Here is a 20824-nt window from a genome sequence, read left to right on the forward strand (position 1 = left end):
ATGTCAGCATCGGACTGTTGCCGAAAGGCGACCCGGAGGTGAACGGGTGATGCTGTGCCGGATCTGAGAAGCGGCCGTCGTTCACCTGGAGCTAGGAACCTGTCATCCGGCGGTCGATCGATCGGCACGCAGGGCCGGAAGATTCGGCTCCGTGACTGATCACCAGAAGCGCCCCGGGCGCCACCGCACCAAGATCATCACCGCGGCCACAGTCGGGTTGCTGGCCTCAACGACACTTGCCCTGCAGGCCTGCGGGGTCCCTGTCGTACCGGAGCATCGTCCTGCTCCGCACCCAGACCACTCCTCGGTGGTCCGGACCAGCACACCGATCAAGCACGTCGTGGTGATCTTCGGAGAGAACATCAGCTTCGACCACTACTTCGGCACCTACCCGCACGCGACGAATGCCGACGGGACGCCGTTCCACGCCAAACCGGGAACTCCCCGGGTCGACGGCCTCCTCACCAGGGTCAAGGGCGGCGGCACGCTGCTGACCGACAACCCCAACGGCGCCAACCCGCAACGGCTTTCGGCGTCGGACCCGAACGGGATCCTGACCTGCGACCAGAACCACGACTACACCCCGGAACAGGCGGCGTACGACGGGGGAAGGATGGACGCCTTCCTTAACAACGTCGGAAATGCGTCCGGCAAGTCGCCGACCGGCAAGGCGTGCCGGGCAACCGACGATCTGGACTACTACGACGGCAACGCCGTCACCGCCCTGTGGAACTACGCCCAGCAGTACGCGATGAGCGACAGCGCCTACAGCGACGTCTTCGGTCCGTCGACGCCGGGCGCGGTCAGCGTCGTGGCCGGCAGCACCGGCGGCTTCGACAGGGCAGCCGGTTCGGTCAAGTACGCCACCTCGCCCCAGAACGCCGCCGAGGCGCAATTGGTGGCTGACGGAAGAGGGCGGTATTCGATGATCTCCGACGCCGACCCGTACTACGACGACTGTGGCGCGGGTGCGCTGGTCGGTGAGAGCGGCACCGGTCATACCGTGGGTGATCTGCTGAACCGGAAGGGCCTGAGCTGGGGTTGGTTCGAGCGCGGCTTCGCCCCGACCACCGGTTACAGCGGCCCATCGCAGAAGGGCAGGGCCTACGACCCGACGGCGGTGACCGGCCGCGCTGTCTGCGGTGCCACCAGCAACGTCGGCAAGGCGATCGGCGGCACCGGCCAGTACGGCACCAAGGCCGACTACATCCCCCACCACGAGCCGTTCCAGTACTACGCGTCGACCGCGAACCCCCATCACCTCGCGCCGACCTCGCTGGCTGACGTGGGAACCGACAGCCAGCACTACACCGCAGGCAAACCCGACTTCGACACCGCGAACCATCAGTACGACATGTCCACCTTCGACCGGCTGGTCTCAGCGATCACCGCCGGCAGGCTCAGTGCCGATCATCTGCCGGCGGTCAGCTATCTGAAGGCGCCCGGTTACCAGGACGGCCACGCCGGCTACTCCGACCCGCTGGACGAACAGCAGTTCATCGCCAAGGAGGTCAACGCCCTGCAGAAGTCTCCGGACTGGAACTCCACGGCGATCGTCCTTGCCTACGACGACTCCGACGGCTGGTACGACCACCGGTCGGCGACCATCAACAATCCGTCCTCGACCGCGGCCGACGTGCTCAACGGACAGAACCAGTGCCGTACCGGCAAGATCGCGGGCCACACCTCCGAAGCCCACACCTCCGAGCAAGGTCGAACCGTCCGACCGCTTGCCGGCGAACAGGGCCGTTGTGGTCCGGGCCCGCGGCAACCGCTGGTGATCATCTCGCCGTACGCCAGGGCCAACTTCGTTGCGCACAACCAGACCGAGCAGGGCTCGATCGTCAAGTTCATCGAGGACAACTGGCGGCTCGGCCGGATCCCCGGATCCACCGACGCCATCGCCGGGTCCGTGGATCCGATGTTCGAATTCCGCTCGCACCACCGGAACCGCAAGTTGATCTTGGACCCGATCACCGGGGCCAAGGTCCACGACTCGGGGCATTGAACCTGATCACCGTCCACCGTCCACCGTCCATCCATCACCGACCGTCCATCGCTGGGCGCCGCTGCTGCCGATTTCGCAGCATGTGTTACGAGATCCACGCTGTTGGGGCATCCGCGCCCGAATCCGCAGCACCTGTTACCAATTCGACGCCGAGGCGACCCGTGACCCGTCCGCGCCCGAATCCGCAGCACGTGTTACCAAATCCACGCGATCGGGGGCGGCCGCGCCCAAGTTCGTAACCCGTGTTACCAATTCGACGCGGCCAGGGGCGTCCGCGCCCAAGTTCGCAGCACGTGTTGCCAATTCGACGCCGAGGCGACCCGCGACCCTGTCAGAGCCCGAATCCGCAACACCTGTTACCAAATCCACGCGATCGGGGGCGCCCGCACCCGAATTCGTATCAGGTGTTACCAATTCGACGCGGGCGTGCCACGGTCGAGGCGATCCGCGCCCAAATTCGCAGCACGTGTTACCAATTCGACGTCGGAGGCGTAGCAGACGAGCGGGCTCCAGGAGGTCCTGGAGCCCGCTCGTGTCGGTGGTGCTGCTGGGTCAGTCGACCTGTTCGACCTGGACCTGGTTGTACGCGTTCTGGATCACGCTGCCGAAGTACGGTCCGTACAGGACGTTCGGCTGACTGGTGTAGCCGAAGGAGTTGACCGAGGTTTGCGTGCCGGTGCCGGTCGACTCGTCGAAGTTCTGGAACCACGGCCCGCCGGAGCAGCCGCCGGTCAGATTGGTCTTCAGGGACAGGTCGTCACTGCCGCCGTAGGTGTCGTTGCCCGCAACACCCGACGCGTAGTCCAGCGTCTGACCGTTGTACGGAGCGGCGGCGGGATAGCCGAAGGCGTACACCTGCTGCCCGCGTGCCTGATTGAAGCCGATCGCCTGGCTGCCCACGGCATCGGTGAGGTACCGGCCGTTCAACGGCGCGACCACGGCGAAACCGACGTCGTAGTTGAAGTCGCCCTGCTGGGCCCACTGGCCGGTGGTGGCGACCTCGGTCGCGCTCCACTCGCCGTACGGCGCCCGCCCGTTGTTGTAGCCGGGGACGAACTCGAAGTTCGTCACGAAGTCGCCGGGGCCCTCGTTGACACAATGGCCGGCCGTGGTCACCACGCTCTTGTTCTGGGCCGGTACGACGCTGCCGGAGCAGACGTAGTCGACACCCTGCAGTGTCATGAAGACCTTGCCGGTGGTCGCCACCACCTTGCCTCCGCCGGTCCACGGGCCGCCGGTGTTGGTCGAACTGCTCCTGTTTTTCCCGTGACCGTTCGCACCCTTGACGATGGTCGGCTTGCCCTGTGCCACCTTGTCCGGGTGCCAACTGCTGCTCGGTCCGACTTTCAGCGTGTGGGCCGCACGCATCCGCTGCGGCGTCCAATAGTCACGGACCTTGGCCCGGGCCTGCTGGGTGGTCGCCAGTTGATGCGCCGGGGCGACGTTGTGATGTTGGGGTGCTGCTGTGGCCTGCGGTCCCGCCAGCAGACCAGCCGCGGTGACCAGGCCGCCGACGGCAGCAGCGATCGGGGCGGCCAAGCGGTTTCGTCGGGTCATCCCTTGCCTCTCTTGTGCAGCGCCGCGCGGGGGTCGCGGACGGGCTACTCGACGGTAATGAGAGGTTTTGACATGCCGCAACGCTTACCGATGTCCGGATCGGATCGTGTCCGGTCTTGGACACTCGCAACGCAGTATCTGCGGAACTCGGCCCGATCCGACGGAGAAATACGCCCCCCGGGCTTGCGGATCTACTGCCACCTGGTTGAGGATCCGCGGTGCCCGTGCGGGTCACATGGATGCGCCGAGCAGGCCTCGGGTCAGTTGGAAACCGACGTTGCCCGATCGATCGGCCTTCGGCCGGATCCGGCCGGATGCTGCATCGGCAACGACCCGCAAACCCTCGGCGGCGGCCTCGTCGATCGACGGGTCCAGGGTCGCGTCCAGGTCGGCCGCGTGGGCGGCCGCCGTGTCCCGATCCGTGCTCACCTGCAGAACGGGCAGGAACCGATGGCCTGGCAGCGTGCCACCCACGACATGGACCAGCGCCGACTGGGCGCCGGTCGCACCCAGCCCGGTCGCAGTCTCCAGCCAGTCGGTCGTCGGCATCCGCATGACGTGCCAACCCGGGCGGGCGGGTCGCTGGCCATGGGCGATCGTCGGCCGGATCCCGCCTGCCCGGAAACCCAGCGCAGCCAGGAAGCCGGCGTTGCTCAGCAGCCCGCTGGTCGCCGGTACGACGACCGTTCCACCGGCCCGGACGATCCAGCCGCCGATCCGCGCAAACGTACGGCCGACCACATCCGAGACCGGGCCGCGGGCATCGATCGCGATCGAGAGGTCGCCCAGCGGCCGGTCTTCCCGGTCCGGGACGGCAAGCCCCAGGGCGCGGGTCGAGAACCAGTCGCGGACCCGTTGACCGGACGCCTCGATCCCGCCGTCGAGTTGGATGCTGGCCCAGCCGAAGCGTTCCGGGTCGAGCTCGGCGGCGATCAGTTCCTGCCGGAAGAAGTCGTTGTGGGTCTTCTCACAACCGTGCTCCAACAGCAGCGCAAGCCGTACGTTGGGATGCGCCAGATAGCCGACCATGGTCCGGGCGAAGGTCACCACGTTGGCCCCCGCGGACACCCCGCAGCCCTCGGTGTGCGGCAGGGCGACGGCCCGGGTCGTCCGGCCGGCGGTCCAATCCTCGGCGGCGGCCTGTTCGGCCAGTCGCGCGGCGATCTGACCCGAGCAGAGCGAGGTCGGCAGCACCAGCGCGGTCTGTTCCGGCGCGTGCCCCCGCTCGGCCCGATAGAGCCGGATCGTTTGTGCCGGAGCCTCGGGCAGCTCCAGATCAACGGTAAGCGGCAGGCCGGGCAGCTCGGCGTCCCGCTCATCGGCCGGCAGTTCGTCCAGTCGCCGGTTGAGCCGACCGTCGATCGTGATCGAGATGCCCTGACGCGGCCCGGTCTGCTTCCAGTTCCGCCAGATCGACACCTGGCTGTGCCCGGCGAGCTCCCCGGCCGTACGCTCCCCCGAAGCCACCCGGAGCGTCTGCTCGAAGGTCTCGCTGGTCAGCCGGTCGAAGTCCTCGCCGTCCAGGTAGCGACCGGCGTTGACGTCCATCTCATGGCTGAGCAGCTGGTAGCGCCGGGTCGTGGTGACGAACTTCAGCGTCGGAACGAACGGGAAGTTGGTGATCGATCCGTTGCCGGTGGTGAAGAAGATCAGATTCGACCCGCTGGCCACCTGTCCGGCAACCGATTCAAGATCGTTTCCGGGGCTGTCCATGAAGACGTAGCCCGGCCGTGGGAACAGTTCGCCGTAGTTGATCACGTCGTCCAGCCGTACGGCCCGGTCGAGTTTCCGCGCCGCACCCAGGGACTTCAGCGAGATGTTCACCAGCCCGCGGTAGATGTTGCCACCCGAGGGATTGTCCTCGGTGGTGTGGCCGTGCCAGCTGACCCGCTCCTTGAAACTCTGCACGGCAGCCAGGAAGCGCCGCGCGACGTCAACGCTGCGGACGTTCTTCAGCACATAGCCCTCGGCGGCGATCAACTCGTCGGTCTCGGCCAGGCAGGCGATACCGCCGTTCCTGATCACCTCGCGGCCGACCGCTCCGGCCAGCGGGTTGGCGCTGAGTCCGGAGAAGGCATCGGAGCCGCCGCATTGCAGGGCGATCTTGAGCTGGGACACCGGCTGCTCGGTGCGTACCGCCGACGTCACTCCCGGCAACCAGGACTCGACGGTCGCCGCAGCCTCGGCAAGATCATCCTCGAATCCGCCGTGCCGGTTGAAGGTCGCGCAAGGGGCGATCACCGCCGGATATCCATGGGCCTGCATGAAAAAGTTGATGTCCTTGCTGGTCAACACCGCGCCGGGCTCGTCGACCAGCAGCACGGCGCCGATATTGGGATGAACCAACGTGCCGGCCAGCACGGCGAGGACGAAATCGGCATTGTTGGGCCGGGTGTCCTCCCCCGCCTCGGTGTGTGCCACCGCGACGACGCCGTCGAAGCCGTCGGTCGCCGGATGGCGGTCGGCCAGCCGCTTGGCCAACTCTGTGGCAAAGGCACCCGACCGCGAGGTGACGCCAACGATCACCACATGGTTCCGGGTCCCGACGGTGCCGTTGCTGCGGGCGAAACCGGAGAACGTCCGCGGCTGCTCGACCGGCGGTACTTGATCACCGATCAGCAGGCGTGTTTCGTCGAGCCGGTACGGATCCAGCGGCACGTTCTGCGCCGACGGTTCGGCCGGCAGTCCCGGCACCTCCCGGCTGGACAGGGCATCAAGCACCGGCCGGGTGCAGACATAATCGCCGGGCCGGAGATCGCGCAGTGCGGTGGCGAAGGGCGTGTTCCAGCTCAACAGCGGCTCGCCCGCCGTCACCAGAGCGACGACGAACCGATGTCCCTCCATCACCCGATGGGCCAGCGGGAAGCGCCGATCCTTGTCGATGATCATCGTGCCGGCATCCAGCGTCCGGGATGCCACCGCACAGTTGTCCCCCGGCTCGGGAATCACAGCGACCTCGGAGAAGTGCGCGGTCGGTCCGGTGTGGGTTTGCGAAGTCATCGACATCCTGTTCGTGATCCTGCTGTTGGAGATCCTGCTGGTGGTGGTGATCCGGCAGTGCGGTACGGGTCGGGACGATCATGCCGCCCAGCGCAGCGCGAACGCGTCCCTGCGGCGCGCCAGGTCGATCAAGGTGTCCCGGGTGGCAGCCGGCAACGGCTGGAACGGGGCACGGGTCCGGTCACTGGTGATCACCCCTCCCGCGGCCAGGACGGCCTTGGCCGCAGCCAGACCGCATTGCCGGTTCTCGTAGTGCAGCAGTGGAAGCAGCCGTTCCCATTCTTCCTCGGCACCCCAGCTGTCGCCTGCCGTCCAGCGGCGCATGATCGACACCAGTTCTGCGGCGGCCAGCACGCTGCTCATCGTCCCGACAGCACCGGCCCGCAGGTCGGGAATCAGCGTGACCGCCTCCTCGCCGTCGAAGATCCCCGGCAGGGCCTCGGACCATTCGGCCAGTGCGCCGATCTTCGCTGCGGCCTGGGGCACCTCGATCTTCGCGTACCGGACGGTGTCGATCTTGGTCGCCAGGTCGCCGATCAGTTCGACCGGCAATGCTGTCGGACTCATCGGTGCGTCCTGGATCATGATCGGGATCTGCACCTCGTCCGCGATCCGGTGGAAGTAGTCGAGAACCGCGCCCGGTCCGACGCGCAGCGTTGCACCGAAGAACGGTGGCATCAACATCACCAGGTCGGCACCGCGTTCGGCGGCCTGGGCACAGCGATCCGCGGCGATCCGGGCGCTGTAATGGCTGGTGGTCACGCAGACCGGAACCCGACCGGCAACATGGTCAAGCACCGTCTCCAGGACGACGTCCCGTTCGTCGTCGGTGAGTGAGAACTGCTCGGAGTAGTTGGCGAGGATGCAGATGCCGGCGACGCCGGAATCGATCAGGTAGTCACAGACCCGGCGCAGACCGGCCACGTCGAGTTCCTCGTCGTCGGTGAAGACCGTCGGCGCGACCGGCAGCACGCCGGTGAGCACATCAGGTCCTGTCACAACCTCGAGCCTACTGCGCGGGTTCGGGTGGCTTCCGGCGAGGTTGTCATCCCGTCGGCTGTGCACCAGAGGGGTTGTGACCGGCTTCGCCACGGGTAACGATGGCCGTGTGACCGATGCACTGCCGGGGAGTATTCGTAGGCTCAGCGAGGAAGAGTGTTGGGAGTTGGTCGACGCCGCAACGGTCGGCCGCGTCGGGTTCGTGGCCGACGGCGACGTCAAGATCATCCCGATCAACTACATGGTCGACGTCGACGTGATCATCCGCACCCTCCCGGACGGGATCATCGCCAAGGTGGCCGGGACCAGGGTGACCTTCGAGGTGGACTACCACAGCCCGGAGGGTGCCGGGTGGAGCGTACTGATGCACGGCCCGTTGAAGGCCCTTCCCGAGGACGAGGCCGTCATGGTGGAACGCTGGAACCGGGTACTGCCCTGGGCGGGTGGCAATCGGAGCCTGTTCCTGTCTTTCACCCCCGACAGCATCGACGGTCGCCGCGTCGCTCGCCACCGCAACTGACCGGCGTACCTGCCAGACTCCCGACCGACCAACCGCCCTCGTCGCACCAGTTCCTCGACTCCGCACCAGTTCGCCCGTCTCGCACCAGTTCGCCGATCCCGCACCAGTTCGCCCGTCCCGCACCAGTTGGCCCGTCCCGCACCAGTTGGCCCGTCCCGCACCAGTTGCAGCGGGTGCGCCGTCGAGTAACTGGTGCGCCGTCGAGTAAGTGGAGCGGGAACGAGTAAGTGGAGCGGGAACGAGTAAGTGGAGCGGGAACGAGTAAGTACTGCGGGAACGAGTAAGTGCGGCGGGAACGAGTAAGTGCTGCGGGAACGAGTAAGTGCTGCGGGAACGACCAACTGAGGCGGGATCGACCAACTGAGGCGGGACCGACCAACGGAGGCGGGACCGACCAACTCGTGCCAGACCGATCAGCCACCTCAGTCATCGGAACCGGCGGTTGCGGTAGGCGCGCGGGCTGAGGCCGTACCAGCGCCGAAAGCGGGTGGAGAAGTACAGCGGATCGGAGAAGCCGACCTGCGCAGAGATCTCGCCGATCGGCCGGGCGTCCAGGTCAAGCAGCCGCGCGGCCGACTCCAACCGCCGCCGCTCGACGAACTGCTGGGGGCTGATGCCTAGCTGCGACCGGAAGAGGTGCGCGAAGCGCGAGGACGACAGGTTGCAGGCGGCGGCAAGGCGGGTGACGCCCAGCTCACCGGCGAGGTCGCCGCTGATCAGGTCAAGGGCGGTCTGCAACCGGGGATCGGTCGCGGGCGCCTCCGGATGCTGGGTGTCGCAGAGCAGTAGGGCTGTCTCGAGGGCGTTCACGGCCAAGAGTTCGCGGTTGCGGGTCGTGCCCGCGTCGTGGCGCACGCAGTCCCGGAGTGCGCTGGTGATCCGGTCCGCGATGGTCGGTTCGGTGCGGAGTTGTCCGATGCCCTCGGCCGCCTCGGGCCAGACCAGCAGCGGCTGCCAATCGGGGCGTGGATGGAAGTGCACGTAGAGGAAGTGCCAGTGCTCCAGTCGCGGCTCGACGCCGTAGTCGTGCCGGGTCGCCGGACGAACCAGCGTCGTGGTTCCGGGCAGTGCCCGGACATCGGCTCCCTGGGTGCCGAACCGGCCCTCCCCGTCGAGGGTGTGCAGCAACAGCCAGTCGGTGGTGCCACGGCTGCGATAGGTGGCATAGCCCGACCCGACGTCGAACTCCCCCGCGACCAGCCGGGCCACCGTCGGCGTGAACGATTCCGTAGCAGGATCACGAAGGTTCACAGAGACATACGCTATAGCGATCCATGATCACCGGCGGCAGGCTGGTTTCATGACGACCTCCAGTGACACCGGTACGCGGACGCCCGGCATCACCGTCAGCAGCCCGGAGACGACCGATCTGAGGGCGGGCTACGACAAGGATGGAGTTGTTCAGGTCCCAAACCTGTTGAGCGCGACCGAGGTGGCCACGATCCGCGCCGCCTTCATGGACCGGGTGGCCGTTGACCACTCACTGGCGATCAACGACGGTGTGCCCGAGGACGACGTCCTGGCCCGGTTCCCCCGGTTCGTCCATCCGCACCGCCGGCCGGATCTCGAGGTCGGCAAGCTCGCGCTGGATTACCTGCTGGATCCGCGGATCTTCGGGATCGTCACCACGCTGATCGGGCCGCCCCTTGGCGCCCAGTCGATGTTCTACTTCAAGCCTCCCGGCGCCCGCGGCCAGGCGCTGCACCAGGACAACACCTTCCTGCGCGCCCACCCGGAGACCTGCATCGCGGCCTGGATCGCGATCGACGACGTCGACGCCGACAACGGTGGGCTGGCCATCGTCCCGGGCTCTCACCGCACCGAGTTGGTCTGCCCGGAACCGGCCGACCTGGGCGAGTCCTTCACCAACGCCCAGGTGCCCGTCCCCGACGGGCTGTCCACCGTGCAGACGGTCATGAAAGCCGGCGATGTGCTGTTCTTCCACGGGAGCGTGGTGCACGGCTCCCGATCGAACACCAGTCAAGATCGTTTCCGGCGGTCGCTGATCTTTCACTACATCCCCGAATCGAGTGTGGAGATCGCCGCCTTCTACCACCCGCTGGTCCATCCCGACCGGCGCGACGTGTTCATCGCCGAGGCGACCGGCGGCGGTCCGTGCGGAGACCTGCTCGACGGGATGGACGCCTGAGTCGCTCAGCGTGTCCGGACCTCACCCGAGCATGCCGAAGACCAGATTGATCGCCGTCGCCAGGATCGCCACCCCGAACACGTAGGAGAACAGGGTCTGGCGCAAGACGACCACCCGGATCGCACGGCTGGAGACTGCAGTGTCCGAGACCTGGTAGGTCATGCCCAGGTTGTAACTGAAGTAGAAGAAGTCCTGATAGCACGGCGCGACCTCGGTGTTGAAGTCGATGCCGCCGCCCTCGGCGTAGAAGACGTAGGCGTACCGGACCGCGTACATCAGGTGCATGGTGGCCCAGCTCATGAAGACACCGGTCAGCGCGATCGCTGCGGCGATGATCCGGGTCGCCGACGAGCCGACCGTCAGCAGGACCACGATCGCCGCCAATCCACCGAGGGCGACGCCGACGACAACCACCTCGTCGACACCGGGCCGGAAGTCCTCCCGGCGGGCGTGACTGCGGGTGGCCGCTGCGTCCATCGGCCACAACGACAACCAGCCGGACCCGACGAAGGCGGTCTCTCCGGCCGCGATTCCGGTCAGCACACCGAGCGGTACGCCGACCAGTGCTCCGACCACGGTCCCGGTGAGGAGCCCGAGGAGGACGGCGACCACCAATCGCAGCAGCGCCGACGACCGGAACGCCTCGCCCACAGCGGAGCTCACGGCTCCTGATCGTAGTCGCGGCCGGTCGCCGGCAGCGGCAACACTCTGCGTTCGACCCGGCCTGAATGGGTAAGTGCACCGCTCGACGTGGCCGACTGCAGGAGGAGGTGCCGTGTCGAACCAGAGACTGGCTGAGGTGCCCGGTGAGCAGGCAACCCGCCCACAGGACATCCCGAAACGCGGCTGGTTCCAGATCGCCAAGCGAGGCTGGAAGGAATCCAAGGCAGACCAGGTTCCGCTGCTGGCGGCAGGAGTGGCGTTCTACGCATTCCTCTCGCTGTTCCCGGCGCTGATCGCGCTGGTGTTGATCTACGGTCTGGTGGCCGACCCGGCGCAGATCGCCAACGACGCCAATCAGTTGACCAGCGCGTTCCCCGGTCAGGTCCGGCAGTTGATCACCAAGCAGTTGACGATGGTCTCCACGCACAACCAGGGTGCCGGGATCGGGTTCGTGGCGTCGATCCTGATCGCGTTGTGGAGCGCCTCCGGCGGCACCAGCAATCTGATCACCGCGATCAGTACGGCCTACGACGAGGAGGAGAAGCGATCCTTCATCAAGAAGCGGGCGCTGGCCCTGGTGCTCACCCTGGGCGCGATCATCTTCATGATCATCGTGCTATTCCTGGTCGCCGCGCTGCCTGCGGTCCTGCAACTGTTCAACAACGCCGTCGTCAGGTTCCTGCTTCAGGTGGTGCGCTGGGCTCTGCTGGTCGTATTGGTCGTCGGCGCACTCGCCGTTCTCTACCGGGTCGCACCCGACCGTGACGCCCCGAAGATGAAATGGGTGTCGGTCGGCGCGGTGATCGCAACACTGTTGTGGATCGTCGCCTCGGTCGGCTTCTCCGTCTACGTCGCGAACTTCGGCAACTACGCCAAGACGTACGGAGCACTGGCCGGCATCGTCGTCCTGCTGTTCTGGTTGTGGATCACCAGCTACGCCATTCTGCTCGGCGCCGAGATCAACGCCGAGGCCGAGCAACAGACCGTCGCCGACACCACGCGCGGCGAGCCGCAGCCGCTGGGCAGCCGCGACGCCGTCAAGGCCGATTCGGCCCCGCCCGAGACGTCGGCTTCACGCTCGCGATCGAAGGAGTAACTCATGTCAGACCGACCATCAGACCGACCATCAGACCGACCATCAGACCGACCATCGGATCGGCTGGAACCTCGACACCGGACCGACCCTGCCGAGACGTCGCTGCGCGATCTCGTCCGGCAGATGTCGGAGGACTCCAGCCGGCTGATCCGCTCCGAGTTCAAGCTGGCCCAGGCCGAGATGACCGAGAAGGCCAAGGGGATGGGTGCGGGGATCGGTGGCTTCAGCGCCGCAGGCCTGCTGGCCTTCTTCGGCTTCGGCGTGTTGCTTGCTGCCGCGGTCCTCGGGCTGGCCACCGCATTGCCCGCCTGGCTGGCCGCGGTGATCGTCGGGGTCGCGTTGATCGCGATCGCCGGCATCGCGGCGTTGGTGGCCCGGCGCAAGGTCGCGGAGGCGTCCCCGCCGGTGCCGGAACGCACCATCGAGACCGTCAAAGAGGACGTCCAGGAGATCAAGGAAAGGGCGAAGTCATGAGTACCATCCCCCAGCCGCCCGAGCCCGGCAAGGGCGCCAGTCGCGAAGACATCGAAGCAGACATCGACGCCACCCGTGACCGGCTGGCCGACGACGTCGCCGCGCTGGCCGACAAGGTCAACGTCCCCGGACACGTCAAGGCCAGGATCGACCAGACCCGCGGCAATGTCGGCCAAGCGGCCAGACACGCCAGGCGGCAGGCGACGCAGAGGGCCCGGACGCTCCCCAGAAGTGCCCAACTTGCCATCCCCGGGGCGCTGGCGACGTTGGGACTGATCCTGATCATCGTCGGCCGCAGGCGTCGCGCCCGCTGACGTTCTGGTGGCGCTGCGCGACGTTCCACCAGACCGACCAGGGCGCCGGAGGCTCAGGTGCGGGCGACGATCTGCTGCAGATCGATGCCGGGCGGCAGCGTGCCGTACTCCAGTCCGCGTTCCGGGGACAGTCGGCTGCGGATGAAGGCGTCGGCCAGGTTGCCGGACGACTCGCGCAGCAGGAGCGACGCCTGCAGCGCCAGGGCCATGGACTCCACGACTCTTCGGGCCACGCGGGGGCCGTCGGCGGGATCGGCCCTGACCTGATCGAGCAGGGCGTACATCGACTTCAGCTGCTCATCGAAGCCGGGGTGCTCCCCCGCCGCCAGTCCGACCTCCCGACCGAATGCCTCGACGGTCTCGGGCTGCCGCATCATCGCCCGCAGCACATCCAGGGCGATCACGTTGCCCGAACCCTCCCAGATAGCCATCACCGGTTGCTCCCGGTAGCGCCTGGCCAACGGGAACTGCTCGGTGTAGCCGTTGCCGCCCAGACATTCCAGCGCCTCGTACGCATGCTGCGGGCCGCGCTTGCACACCCAGTACTTCGCGACCGCGGTAGCCAACCGGCCGAACGCCGCCGACTCGTCCGAAGCATCGGTGTCGTCAGAACAGGCGGCGAGCCGGATGCCGGTCCAGGTGGCTGCCTCGGCCTCGAGGTGCAGATCCGCGAGCACGGCTGTCATCGCGGGTTGGTCGATCAGCAGCCGGCCGAAGGCTTGCCGGTGACGAACGTGCCAGACGGCCTCCGCAACGGACTGCCGCATCCCGGCCGCGGATCCGAGGATGCAGTCCAGCCGAGTCTGGTTGACCATCTCGATGATCGCCCGGACACCGCGACCTGGCTCGCCGACGAGCCTGCCGACCGCGTGATCGAGTTCGATCTCGCTGGAGGCGTTCGACTTGTTGCCCAGCTTGTCCTTGAGCCGTTGGATGAAGAAGTTGTTCGCAGCTCCGCCGGGCAACCGGCGCGGTACGAGGAAGCACGAGAGACCAGGCTCGGTCTGGGCCAGCACCAGGAACGCGTCGGACTGCGGCGCCGAGCAGAACCACTTGTGTCCGGTCAGCAGCCATGTGCCGTCGTCGGCTTCCGTTGCCGTGGTCGTGTTGGCCCGAACATCGGAGCCACCCTGCTTCTCGGTCATCGCCATGCCGAAGACCGCCGATGTCTTGGTGGCAGGTTCGCGCAGCTCGGGATCGTATCGGCGGGAGTAGACCCGCGGCAGCCACTCCTCGGCCAGCGCGGGAGTGAGCCGGAGCGACGGGACCACGGCGTGAGTCATGCTGACCGGGCAGGCGTGTCCGGGTTCCACCTGGGCGAACAGCATGAAGGTGGCCGCCCGGGCAACATGCGCCCCGGGTCGAGGGTCAGCCCAACAACTGGTGTGCGCGCCGCGCGCGACGGCCTCACCGAAGATCCGGTGGTAGGCGGGATGGAAGTCGACGGCGTCGATCCGGTTGCCCCATCGGTCGTGGCTGGAGAAAATCGGCGGGTTGGTGTTGGCCTGTTCGGCGTCACGTTGGAAGTCGGCACGGCCGACGGCTGCGCCGATCTCGGTCAGTTCCGGCTCGGCCCAGCCGGCGCCGTACCGGGCCACAGCATCGACAAGCGCCGGATTGCTGGTGAATTCGTTGACGTCCGTACGTGGCGGAGCCTGGTTGAACACCTCGTGTGTCCCGGTCATGGCTCTCTTCTTACACGTACGACCGCATTACGGGTGAAGGATCGGCGACGACATCGGGCCTGGTCAGGGTGGGCGATACTGGATTCGAACCAGTGACCCCTTCGGTGTGAACGAAGTGCGCTAACCACTGCGCCAATCGCCCCTGTCGGACTGCGTCACCTGCCGGTGGCGCGGTAGGAAACTGTACCGCATCCGCTTCGGCTTCCGGCAACCGAAGAGGCGTCGTGACGCCCCGGCATGATCATGGATTTCGCGTGTCGGGTGCCGGTTTGGTCTCTTGCTCCGGCTCCGCTATTGTTTCTGCTCGCGCCCGGTGAACGTCGGAGGCCGAACTCCGATAGAATCCAGCGCAGCATGCGGACGTGGCTCAGTTGGTAGAGCATCACCTTGCCAAGGTGAGGGTCGCGGGTTCGAATCCCGTCGTCCGCTCGGAGGGGGCCTGTCCCACTACCCCGTAGCAGGGTTGAGTCCCTGTGGTGGTGGAGTGGCCGAGAGGCGAGGCAACGGACTGCAAATCCGTCTACGTGGGTTCAAATCCCATCTCCACCTCGGGCGATTGGCGCAGCGGTTAGCGCACTTCCCTGACACGGAAGGGGTCACTGGTTCGATTCCAGTATCGCCCACCCAGCAGTCCCCCGGCCGACTGCGCGCGTCAAGAGGAGGCGCAGCAGCCGTCGGACCGAATCCCGGTCCGTGGCCGGTGCCCAATCCTGGATCACCGGCCGTACGGACCCAGCTCAGGCGAGCGACAGGAACAGCTTCTCCATCTTCTTCGCGTCGAGGTTGTCGGCCGTGGGGTCCTGGACCAGGCACTCGCGCAGCCCGCTGGCCACGATCGCGAAGCCCGCGCGGTCCAGTGCCCGGGATACTGCCGCGAGTTGGGTGACGACGTCCTCGCAGTCGCGGCCCTCCTCGATCATCCGCAGGACGCCGGCGAGTTGCCCCTGGGCCCGCTTGATCCGGTTGATCACCGGCGCCATGTCGTCGGGATTGAGTGCAGGCATCACGACTCCTGTTGTCCGTCCGGTGAACCCACCTGTTGTGCTGTCTGAAGGCCGCTCAACACCGCCCGCAACCGTTCCTTGGCGTCGGCTGCCACCTCTGCTAAGGCCGGCTCGGAGGAGAAGCTCAGCATCGCTTGGGGATCGAACGCCTCGACCAGGCTGGTCTCAGCGTCGAGTGCGCGCACCACGACGTTGCACGGCAGCAGCGCGGCGACGGAAGGGTCAGCCTGCAAGGCCTGATACGCCAACGGCGGTCGGCAGGCGCCCAGGATGATCTGTGGCGCGATCTCCTTGCCGAGCTTGGCCTTCAGGGTAGCGGCCAGGTCGATCTCGGTCAGTACGCCGAAGCCCTGATCGGACAGCGCACCTCGGACGACCTCGACCGCCTCGGAATACGGCAAAGCAAGCGTCGCGGTCAGCGTGTACCTGTCGCCGGACGGCGCGGTCATCGTGCACCCCCGACGGAATCGGCCGTCTCGGCGTCGCGCGCAGCCTCGGCCCGAATGGTATCCATGTCGAGCCGTCGCAGCTGGCCGATCAGGTCTTCGAGGGCAGCCGCCGGCAAGGCTCCCGGCTGGGCGAACACCAGCATCCCCTCCTTGAACGCCATCAGGGTGGGGATCGACGTGATGTTGGCCGCGGCCGCCAACGACGTCTCGGCCTCGGTATCCACCTTGCTGAAGAGAACATCGGGGTGTCGCTGTGACGCAGCCTCGTAGGTCGGCGCGAACTGACGGCAGGGGCCGCACCAGGAGGCCCAGAAGTCGATGAGAACGATGCCGCTCGAGTCGGCCGGAGTCTCCTGGACCCGCTTCTCGAAGTCCTGCCCGGTCAGGGTCACGGTGCTCATAACAGTTCCTCTCGTGTTTCAGTGTACCCCGGGGGGTATTGCCGTCGAGAACCAGAGTAGCTCGCCGACCATTTCGTCACGGGCCGGACCTCTCGGCTGCCTGCAGGGTTTGGATATACCCCAGGGGGTGTTATCGTAGAGCGTACCAGATACCCCCTCCCGTATTGACTCACCGTCAAGGAGAATCCCCCGTGACCTCGGTCCCTGAAGCCAACATCGATGAACTGGCGACTGCCGTCCGCGACGGAGCGCAAGTGATCGACGTCCGGGAGACGCACGAGTACGTCGCCGGCCACGTACCCGGTGCAGCCCTGATCCCGATGGCGGAGCTGCCGTCCCGAGCCGACGAACTGGACCGGACTCGACCCGTCTACGTCATCTGCGCCTCCGGAAACCGCAGTTCGGCGATGGCGGCATTCCTGCGACAGACGGGCGTCGACGCACGCAACGTCACGGGCGGCACCGGGGCGTGGGCAGCGGCCGGACGCGCCCTCGAAGCCGGGCCGGCCGCCCGATCCTGACGCCCGCTCACCGATATAGACCTCCAGGATGAGACATGACCGAATCCCCGCCGACCTCTCCGACGATCGCAACCGAAGGCTTCACGGTGATTCCGCTGGAAACCCCGACCCTTGGGGATCGCAGTTACGTGGTGCACGACGGCACGGTGGCCTTCGTCGTCGACCCGCAACGCGACATCGACCGGGTGCTCGACCTGGTGGCCGAACACGGCGTGCGCCTGACCCACGTGTTCGAGTCACACATCCACAACGACTACCTGACCGGTGGGCTGGCATTGGCACAGCTGACCGGAGCGGCCTACCTGGTCAACGCCGAGGACCAGGTGTCGTTCCAGCGCACCCCGGTCCGCGACGGTGAGACGATCGCCGTCGGTGACCGGACGCGGGTCACCCCCATCGCTACCCCCGGACACACCTTCACCCACCTTTCCTACGCGTTGTCCGACGGTCGGGACGGCCGCACGCTGGCCGTGTTCTCCGGCGGCTCACTGCTCTTCGGCGCCACCGGCCGACCCGACCTGCTCGGTCCCGAACACACCGATGAGCTGGTTCGGCTGCAGCACGGCTCGGCCCACCGGCTGGCGTCGATGCTGCCGGATGAGGCTGCCGTCTACCCCACCCACGGCTTCGGATCGTTCTGCTCCGCTACCCAATCCGAGGCGGATGCCTCCACGATCGGCGAGGAGAAGCACTCCAACCCCGCGCTGACCCAGGACGAGGACACCTACGTCCGCGAGCTGCTGGACGGGCTCGGCGCCTACCCCGCCTACTACGCCCACATGGCGCCGGGCAACCTGTCCGGACCGTCCGAGCCGGACCTGTCCTTCCCTGCACAGGCGGACCCGGCCGAACTGCGGCGGCGGATCGAGGCCGGTGAATGGGTCGTCGACCTGCGCAGCCGTACAGTGTTCGCCGCCGGTCACCTGCCGGGATCGCTGAACTTCGGTCTCGACGGCGCCTTCGCGACCTATGTCGGCTGGCTGATCGACTGGGGTGCCCCGCTGACCCTGCTCGCCACGACAGCCGAGGAGGTCTCAAAGGCCCAGCGCGAATTGGTCCGGATCGGGATTGACCGTCCGGCAGCGGCCACCACCGGCGGGCCGGAGGACTGGATCGCCGGCACCGGGCACCAGTTGGGGTCCTTCCCGACAGGCACCTTCGCCGACCTGGCCCAGATCCGCCACCACCGCCCGGTGGTCGTGTTGGACGTTCGCCGGTCGGAGGAACACGCCGACCGCCACATCGACGGCGCGATCAACATTCCCATCCACGAACTGCCCCATCGACTCGACGATGTTCCCTCCGGCGAGGTCTGGGTGCACTGTGCCGGTGGCTACCGAGCCTCGGTCGCCGCATCGTTCCTGGCCCGCGCCGGCCACCGGTTGGTGGCCATCGACGACAGCTTCGCCAACGCCGACGCCGCCACGCTACCGATGACCGACGGGACCTCGCCCGAATGACCGTGCTGGTCGCCATCGTCGCCGGGCTGCTGATCGGACTCAGTCTCGGGGCACTAGGTGGCGGCGGATCGATCCTGGCGGTCCCGGTCCTCGTCTACGCCCTCGGCCAGACCGCCGCACAAGCCACGACCGGCTCACTCAAGGAGAAACCAGATGTGCCGAGCCGTCACCTGCAAGAGATGCGGCAGGACGACCTGGGCCGGATGCGGCCAACACGTCGATCAAGTCCTGGCCGGCGTCCCGAAATCCCAGCGATGCGAAGGACATAAGGATCTTCCGCCGAGCAGCGGCCTATTCGCCCGACTGTTCGGGCGCTGAACACTGCGCCACAGGCTGCCGATCGGAACTGATGGCTGGTTCGTCGGCCGCCGCTCGCGTACCGGGCGCGCTCGAACGGCCGGCGAAGCGGCGTTTGAGCCGCAGGAAACGCGTCTCGAGGAACCGGTACGAGGCTGCAGGCACCGCGAAGATCAGTGCAGCCGTCAGCGGAAGCTGAATGAGTCCGCGCACCGGAATCATCGCGACCAAGGTCACCAGTGGCGCGTTCCACAGGTACATGCCGTAGGACCGCTTGCCGACCCAGACCAGCGGGCGCAGGCAGAAGACCCGGCGCAACCAGGAACTGGCCCCGCCCGCGGCGTGCGCGATGATCACCCCCGCCAGGAGCGCGATCACGGTCGACAGACCGTGGTCGTACGGGACGGCGGTGTAGCGCTCCGGCACGACGACGAACGCCGCCAGCAGAGCGCTCGCCGTGACGGCCATCCATGTGCGCACTCGTGGCGCGACGACGGGGCACACGAACGCCAGCAGGGCACCCAGGAAGAGTTGGTCGATCCGGGTGTCCGGCGCGTAGTAGATGCGACTCTTGTCCCAGCCGGCGACGGCCGGAACGATCGCGTGGTACGAGACGGCGACGACGCAGAGCGTTACAACCGCCACCAGTGGTCGGCGGATACGCAGGATCACCACGAGCAGCGCGGGCCAGACGAAATAGAAGTATTCCTCGACCGACAGTGACCAGGTCGGAAGCATGTCCTGAAGATCCCGACCCCCGGCCGCTACGACAGCCGATGTGTAGGTCAGTGCGGTCAGCACACCGAACAAGCTGGCGTTGCGCCCGGGAACCTGCAGGACCAGATCGGCAACCGTGACCATCAGACACACGGCCAGCAAGGCGGGAAGCAGTCTCAAACCGCGGCGGATGTAGAACCGTGGAAACGACACGGCGCCCGACTGCTGATGTTCGGCGATGAGGAGTCTGGTGATCAGGAATCCACTGAGCACGAAGAAGATGTCCACCCCGACGAATCCGCCTGGAAACCAGCTCTCCCGCGTGTGGAATGCGACGACGCCCAGCACAGCCATACCGCGGATGCCATCCAGTGATGGGGTGTACTTCCCCGGTCCAGGCGTGGCGATCTTGTCCATCTGTTCCCCCGATCAGACGTATCAGGCAGGAACGTTACGTCGACCGCTGGGTTCGTGTTTCCCGGTTGGCGAACATCCGACTTGAATCAGGACCTTCGTCCCCCGCCCGACAGGTCAGGGCACCGTCAAGATGATCTTCCCCGGAGACTGCGTCCGGCCCCTGGCCGCGTACGCCTCACCGCCTTCGGCCAGCGGGTAGGTCTGCGCGATCGGTACCTCGATGTCTCCGCTGGCCAGCTGGTCGGCCAGACGTTGTAGTTCCTCGGGGTGCGGGTCGACGATGAAGAACATCGCATCCACCCCGGCAGCCGCGGCGAGGTCGGCGTCGGGCGGCTCCTGCAGGGTGATCAGTCGACCGCCGGGCCGAACTCCCCGGTAGGCCCAGTCCGGCGTCCCGGCACCGGCGGCGTCGATTGCCGCATCGCAGGATGCCGGATCGAGTCGGGTGACGTCGTCGCCGACCAGCACCTCGTCGGCGCCGTACCGTTTGGCTCGATCGACCGCACTGGCGGATCGGACGGTGGCGGTGACCTTGATGCCCATCCGCGCGGCGAACTGAGTGACGAAGGATCCCACTGCCCCGGTGGCGCCACGGACCAGCAGTCGTTGATCATTTGTCAGCCGGGAATGGACCAGCGCTTCCGACGCGGTCAGCGCCGGAAGCACTGCCGCGGCCGCGACAACGTGGGAGACACCGTCGGGCTTGCGTACCAGGTTGGCGGCCGGCACGAGGACGTACTCCGCGGCTGCGCCGTTGCGATTGAAGGGCACCAGACCGAAGACTTCTTCCGACACAGAGAGGCCCTGCACCTCGGCTCCGAGCGCCGTCACGACGCCGGAGACCTCATGCGAGGGAATGATCGGGGTCCGGTCGACGCCGTCGGCCTCCCAGGTCTCCGGCCAGGTCAGTTCATCGAAGGTGATCGCCGCCGCCCGCACCTGCAGACAGACCTCGGAATCACCCGGTGCTGCCGGTGCCGGGGCCTCTTCATACCGCAACTGTTCGGGACCGCCGCGTGCGTGGGCGCGCAGAGCCATCATCTGCTTGGGCAGGTCGTCGGATGTGGCCGGACTGTTCATGGGTCTGCTCCTT

19 protein-coding genes and 4 tRNA genes are annotated in these 20824 nt (G+C 66.9%); 11 read left to right on the forward strand and 12 right to left on the reverse strand.

The window, feature by feature from the left end:
* Positions 1-151: 151 nt before the first annotated feature.
* Complete coding sequence (locus GJV80_RS08310; protein WP_195909246.1) at positions 152-2008, forward strand: phospholipase C; 1857 nt, start codon at positions 152-154, stop codon at positions 2006-2008.
* Between the two features lie 552 nt (positions 2009-2560).
* On the opposite strand, the gene GJV80_RS08315 is transcribed toward GJV80_RS08310, so the two are convergent.
* The 3 genes from GJV80_RS08315 to GJV80_RS08325 all read right to left on the reverse strand — a co-directional run bounded on the left by GJV80_RS08315 (position 2561) and on the right by GJV80_RS08325 (position 7564).
* Entirely contained in the window at positions 2561-3565 is a 1005-nt protein-coding gene (locus tag GJV80_RS08315) for a serine protease (protein WP_154687500.1), read from the reverse strand.
* Positions 3566-3796: 231 nt separating this feature from the next.
* The gene (locus GJV80_RS08320; RefSeq protein ID WP_230208262.1) at positions 3797-6565 is read right to left on the reverse strand and encodes a UxaA family hydrolase; all 2769 of its coding nucleotides are present in this window, start codon (positions 6563-6565) and stop codon (positions 3797-3799) included.
* Between the two features lie 78 nt (positions 6566-6643).
* Positions 6644-7564 (reverse strand): dihydrodipicolinate synthase family protein, encoded by a 921-nt coding sequence (locus tag GJV80_RS08325; protein WP_230208264.1) that lies wholly within the window; start codon positions 7562-7564, stop codon positions 6644-6646.
* A gap of 109 nt (positions 7565-7673) precedes the next feature.
* Here GJV80_RS08325 and GJV80_RS08330 point away from each other — a divergent pair, with 109 nt between their 5' ends.
* Positions 7674-8084 (forward strand): pyridoxamine 5'-phosphate oxidase family protein, encoded by a 411-nt coding sequence (locus tag GJV80_RS08330; protein WP_230208266.1) that lies wholly within the window; start codon positions 7674-7676, stop codon positions 8082-8084.
* Positions 8085-8510: 426 nt separating this feature from the next.
* Here the strand turns inward: GJV80_RS08330 and GJV80_RS08335 are convergent, their stop codons facing one another.
* A complete protein-coding gene (locus tag GJV80_RS08335) occupies positions 8511-9335 on the reverse strand; it encodes a helix-turn-helix domain-containing protein (RefSeq protein ID WP_230208267.1) in 825 nt (274 codons plus the stop codon).
* Positions 9336-9384: 49 nt separating this feature from the next.
* On the opposite strand from GJV80_RS08335, the gene GJV80_RS08340 reads away from it, so the two are divergent.
* Positions 9385-10233, forward strand: coding sequence for a phytanoyl-CoA dioxygenase family protein (locus GJV80_RS08340; protein ID WP_154687503.1), 849 nt, complete (start codon positions 9385-9387; stop codon positions 10231-10233).
* A 21-nt stretch (positions 10234-10254) separates the two neighbouring features.
* Here the strand turns inward: GJV80_RS08340 and GJV80_RS08345 are convergent, their stop codons facing one another.
* Positions 10255-10896, reverse strand: a complete 642-nt coding sequence (locus GJV80_RS08345) for a DUF1345 domain-containing protein (protein WP_230208268.1) — start codon at positions 10894-10896, stop codon at positions 10255-10257.
* Positions 10897-11008: 112 nt separating this feature from the next.
* On the opposite strand from GJV80_RS08345, the gene GJV80_RS08350 reads away from it, so the two are divergent.
* Genes GJV80_RS08350 through GJV80_RS08360 form a run of 3 tightly spaced genes read left to right on the forward strand, consistent with a single transcriptional unit; the run spans position 11009 to position 12780 of the window.
* Positions 11009-11992, forward strand: a complete 984-nt coding sequence (locus GJV80_RS08350; RefSeq protein ID WP_154687505.1) for a YihY/virulence factor BrkB family protein — start codon at positions 11009-11011, stop codon at positions 11990-11992.
* A gap of 3 nt (positions 11993-11995) precedes the next feature.
* Positions 11996-12466 (forward strand): phage holin family protein, encoded by a 471-nt coding sequence (locus GJV80_RS08355; RefSeq protein ID WP_154687506.1) that lies wholly within the window; start codon positions 11996-11998, stop codon positions 12464-12466.
* Positions 12463-12780 (forward strand): DUF3618 domain-containing protein, encoded by a 318-nt coding sequence (locus GJV80_RS08360; RefSeq protein ID WP_154687507.1) that lies wholly within the window; start codon positions 12463-12465, stop codon positions 12778-12780. The genes GJV80_RS08355 and GJV80_RS08360 overlap by 4 nt, the downstream gene beginning before the upstream one ends.
* 53 nt (positions 12781-12833) lie before the next feature.
* Here GJV80_RS08360 and GJV80_RS08365 read toward each other — a convergent pair whose 3' ends face one another.
* Together GJV80_RS08365 and GJV80_RS08370 are read right to left on the reverse strand one after the other, a co-directional pair.
* A complete protein-coding gene (locus GJV80_RS08365; RefSeq protein ID WP_154687508.1) occupies positions 12834-14465 on the reverse strand; it encodes an acyl-CoA dehydrogenase family protein in 1632 nt (543 codons plus the stop codon).
* 69 nt (positions 14466-14534) lie between these two features.
* Positions 14535-14607: transfer RNA gene (locus GJV80_RS08370), tRNA-Val, on the reverse strand.
* Between the two features lie 214 nt (positions 14608-14821).
* Here GJV80_RS08370 and GJV80_RS08375 point away from each other — a divergent pair.
* The 3 genes from GJV80_RS08375 to GJV80_RS08385 all read left to right on the forward strand — a co-directional run bounded on the left by GJV80_RS08375 (position 14822) and on the right by GJV80_RS08385 (position 15088).
* A tRNA-Gly gene (locus GJV80_RS08375) sits at positions 14822-14894 on the forward strand.
* A 49-nt stretch (positions 14895-14943) separates the two neighbouring features.
* Positions 14944-15014, forward strand: a tRNA-Cys gene (locus GJV80_RS08380).
* A 1-nt stretch (position 15015) separates the two neighbouring features.
* Positions 15016-15088, forward strand: a tRNA-Val gene (locus tag GJV80_RS08385).
* Between the two features lie 114 nt (positions 15089-15202).
* Here GJV80_RS08385 and GJV80_RS08390 read toward each other — a convergent pair.
* From GJV80_RS08390 to GJV80_RS08400, 3 genes are read right to left on the reverse strand one after another with little or no spacing between them, the layout of a single operon-like run.
* Positions 15203-15469, reverse strand: coding sequence for a metal-sensitive transcriptional regulator (locus tag GJV80_RS08390; RefSeq protein ID WP_154687509.1), 267 nt, complete (start codon positions 15467-15469; stop codon positions 15203-15205).
* Entirely contained in the window at positions 15469-15918 is a 450-nt protein-coding gene (locus GJV80_RS08395) for a DUF302 domain-containing protein (RefSeq protein WP_154687510.1), read from the reverse strand. The genes GJV80_RS08390 and GJV80_RS08395 overlap by 1 nt, the downstream gene beginning before the upstream one ends.
* Positions 15915-16319 (reverse strand): co-chaperone YbbN, encoded by a 405-nt coding sequence (locus GJV80_RS08400; protein WP_154687511.1) that lies wholly within the window; start codon positions 16317-16319, stop codon positions 15915-15917. Before GJV80_RS08400 ends, GJV80_RS08395 begins: the two co-directional genes overlap by 4 nt.
* A 191-nt stretch (positions 16320-16510) precedes the next feature.
* On the opposite strand from GJV80_RS08400, the gene GJV80_RS08405 reads away from it, so the two are divergent.
* Both GJV80_RS08405 and GJV80_RS08410 read left to right on the forward strand, forming a co-directional pair.
* Positions 16511-16840 (forward strand): rhodanese-like domain-containing protein, encoded by a 330-nt coding sequence (locus tag GJV80_RS08405; protein WP_154687512.1) that lies wholly within the window; start codon positions 16511-16513, stop codon positions 16838-16840.
* A gap of 35 nt (positions 16841-16875) precedes the next feature.
* Complete coding sequence (locus GJV80_RS08410) at positions 16876-18300, forward strand: MBL fold metallo-hydrolase (protein ID WP_154687513.1); 1425 nt, start codon at positions 16876-16878, stop codon at positions 18298-18300.
* 291 nt (positions 18301-18591) lie between these two features.
* On the opposite strand, the gene GJV80_RS08420 is transcribed toward GJV80_RS08410, so the two are convergent.
* A complete protein-coding gene (locus tag GJV80_RS08420; protein ID WP_154687514.1) occupies positions 18592-19731 on the reverse strand; it encodes an acyltransferase in 1140 nt (379 codons plus the stop codon).
* A 114-nt stretch (positions 19732-19845) separates the two neighbouring features.
* Positions 19846-20811 (reverse strand): NADP-dependent oxidoreductase, encoded by a 966-nt coding sequence (locus GJV80_RS08425; protein ID WP_230208271.1) that lies wholly within the window; start codon positions 20809-20811, stop codon positions 19846-19848.
* Positions 20812-20824: the final 13 nt, after the last annotated feature.

The organism is Microlunatus sp. Gsoil 973 (assembly GCF_009707365.1).
Taxonomy (GTDB): domain Bacteria; phylum Actinomycetota; class Actinomycetes; order Propionibacteriales; family Propionibacteriaceae; genus Microlunatus.

What these genes read in the sequence shown, in the direction of transcription:
- GJV80_RS08315 (WP_154687500.1), bottom strand. Translation starts at nt 3,565, where the DNA reads ATGACCCGACGAAACCGCTTGGCCGCCCCGATCGCTGCTGCCGTCGGC.
- GJV80_RS08320 (WP_230208262.1), bottom strand. Translation starts at nt 6,565, where the DNA reads ATGACTTCGCAAACCCACACCGGACCGACCGCGCACTTCTCCGAGGTC.
- GJV80_RS08340 (WP_154687503.1), top strand. Translation starts at nt 9,385, where the DNA reads ATGACGACCTCCAGTGACACCGGTACGCGGACGCCCGGCATCACCGTC.
- GJV80_RS08355 (WP_154687506.1), top strand. Translation starts at nt 11,996, where the DNA reads ATGTCAGACCGACCATCAGACCGACCATCAGACCGACCATCAGACCGA.
- GJV80_RS08360 (WP_154687507.1), top strand. Translation starts at nt 12,463, where the DNA reads ATGAGTACCATCCCCCAGCCGCCCGAGCCCGGCAAGGGCGCCAGTCGC.
- GJV80_RS08365 (WP_154687508.1), bottom strand. Translation starts at nt 14,465, where the DNA reads ATGACCGGGACACACGAGGTGTTCAACCAGGCTCCGCCACGTACGGAC.
- GJV80_RS08390 (WP_154687509.1), bottom strand. Translation starts at nt 15,469, where the DNA reads ATGCCTGCACTCAATCCCGACGACATGGCGCCGGTGATCAACCGGATC.
- GJV80_RS08395 (WP_154687510.1), bottom strand. Translation starts at nt 15,918, where the DNA reads ATGACCGCGCCGTCCGGCGACAGGTACACGCTGACCGCGACGCTTGCT.
- GJV80_RS08400 (WP_154687511.1), bottom strand. Translation starts at nt 16,319, where the DNA reads ATGAGCACCGTGACCCTGACCGGGCAGGACTTCGAGAAGCGGGTCCAG.
- GJV80_RS08410 (WP_154687513.1), top strand. Translation starts at nt 16,876, where the DNA reads ATGACCGAATCCCCGCCGACCTCTCCGACGATCGCAACCGAAGGCTTC.
- GJV80_RS08420 (WP_154687514.1), bottom strand. Translation starts at nt 19,731, where the DNA reads ATGGACAAGATCGCCACGCCTGGACCGGGGAAGTACACCCCATCACTG.
- GJV80_RS08425 (WP_230208271.1), bottom strand. Translation starts at nt 20,811, where the DNA reads ATGAACAGTCCGGCCACATCCGACGACCTGCCCAAGCAGATGATGGCT.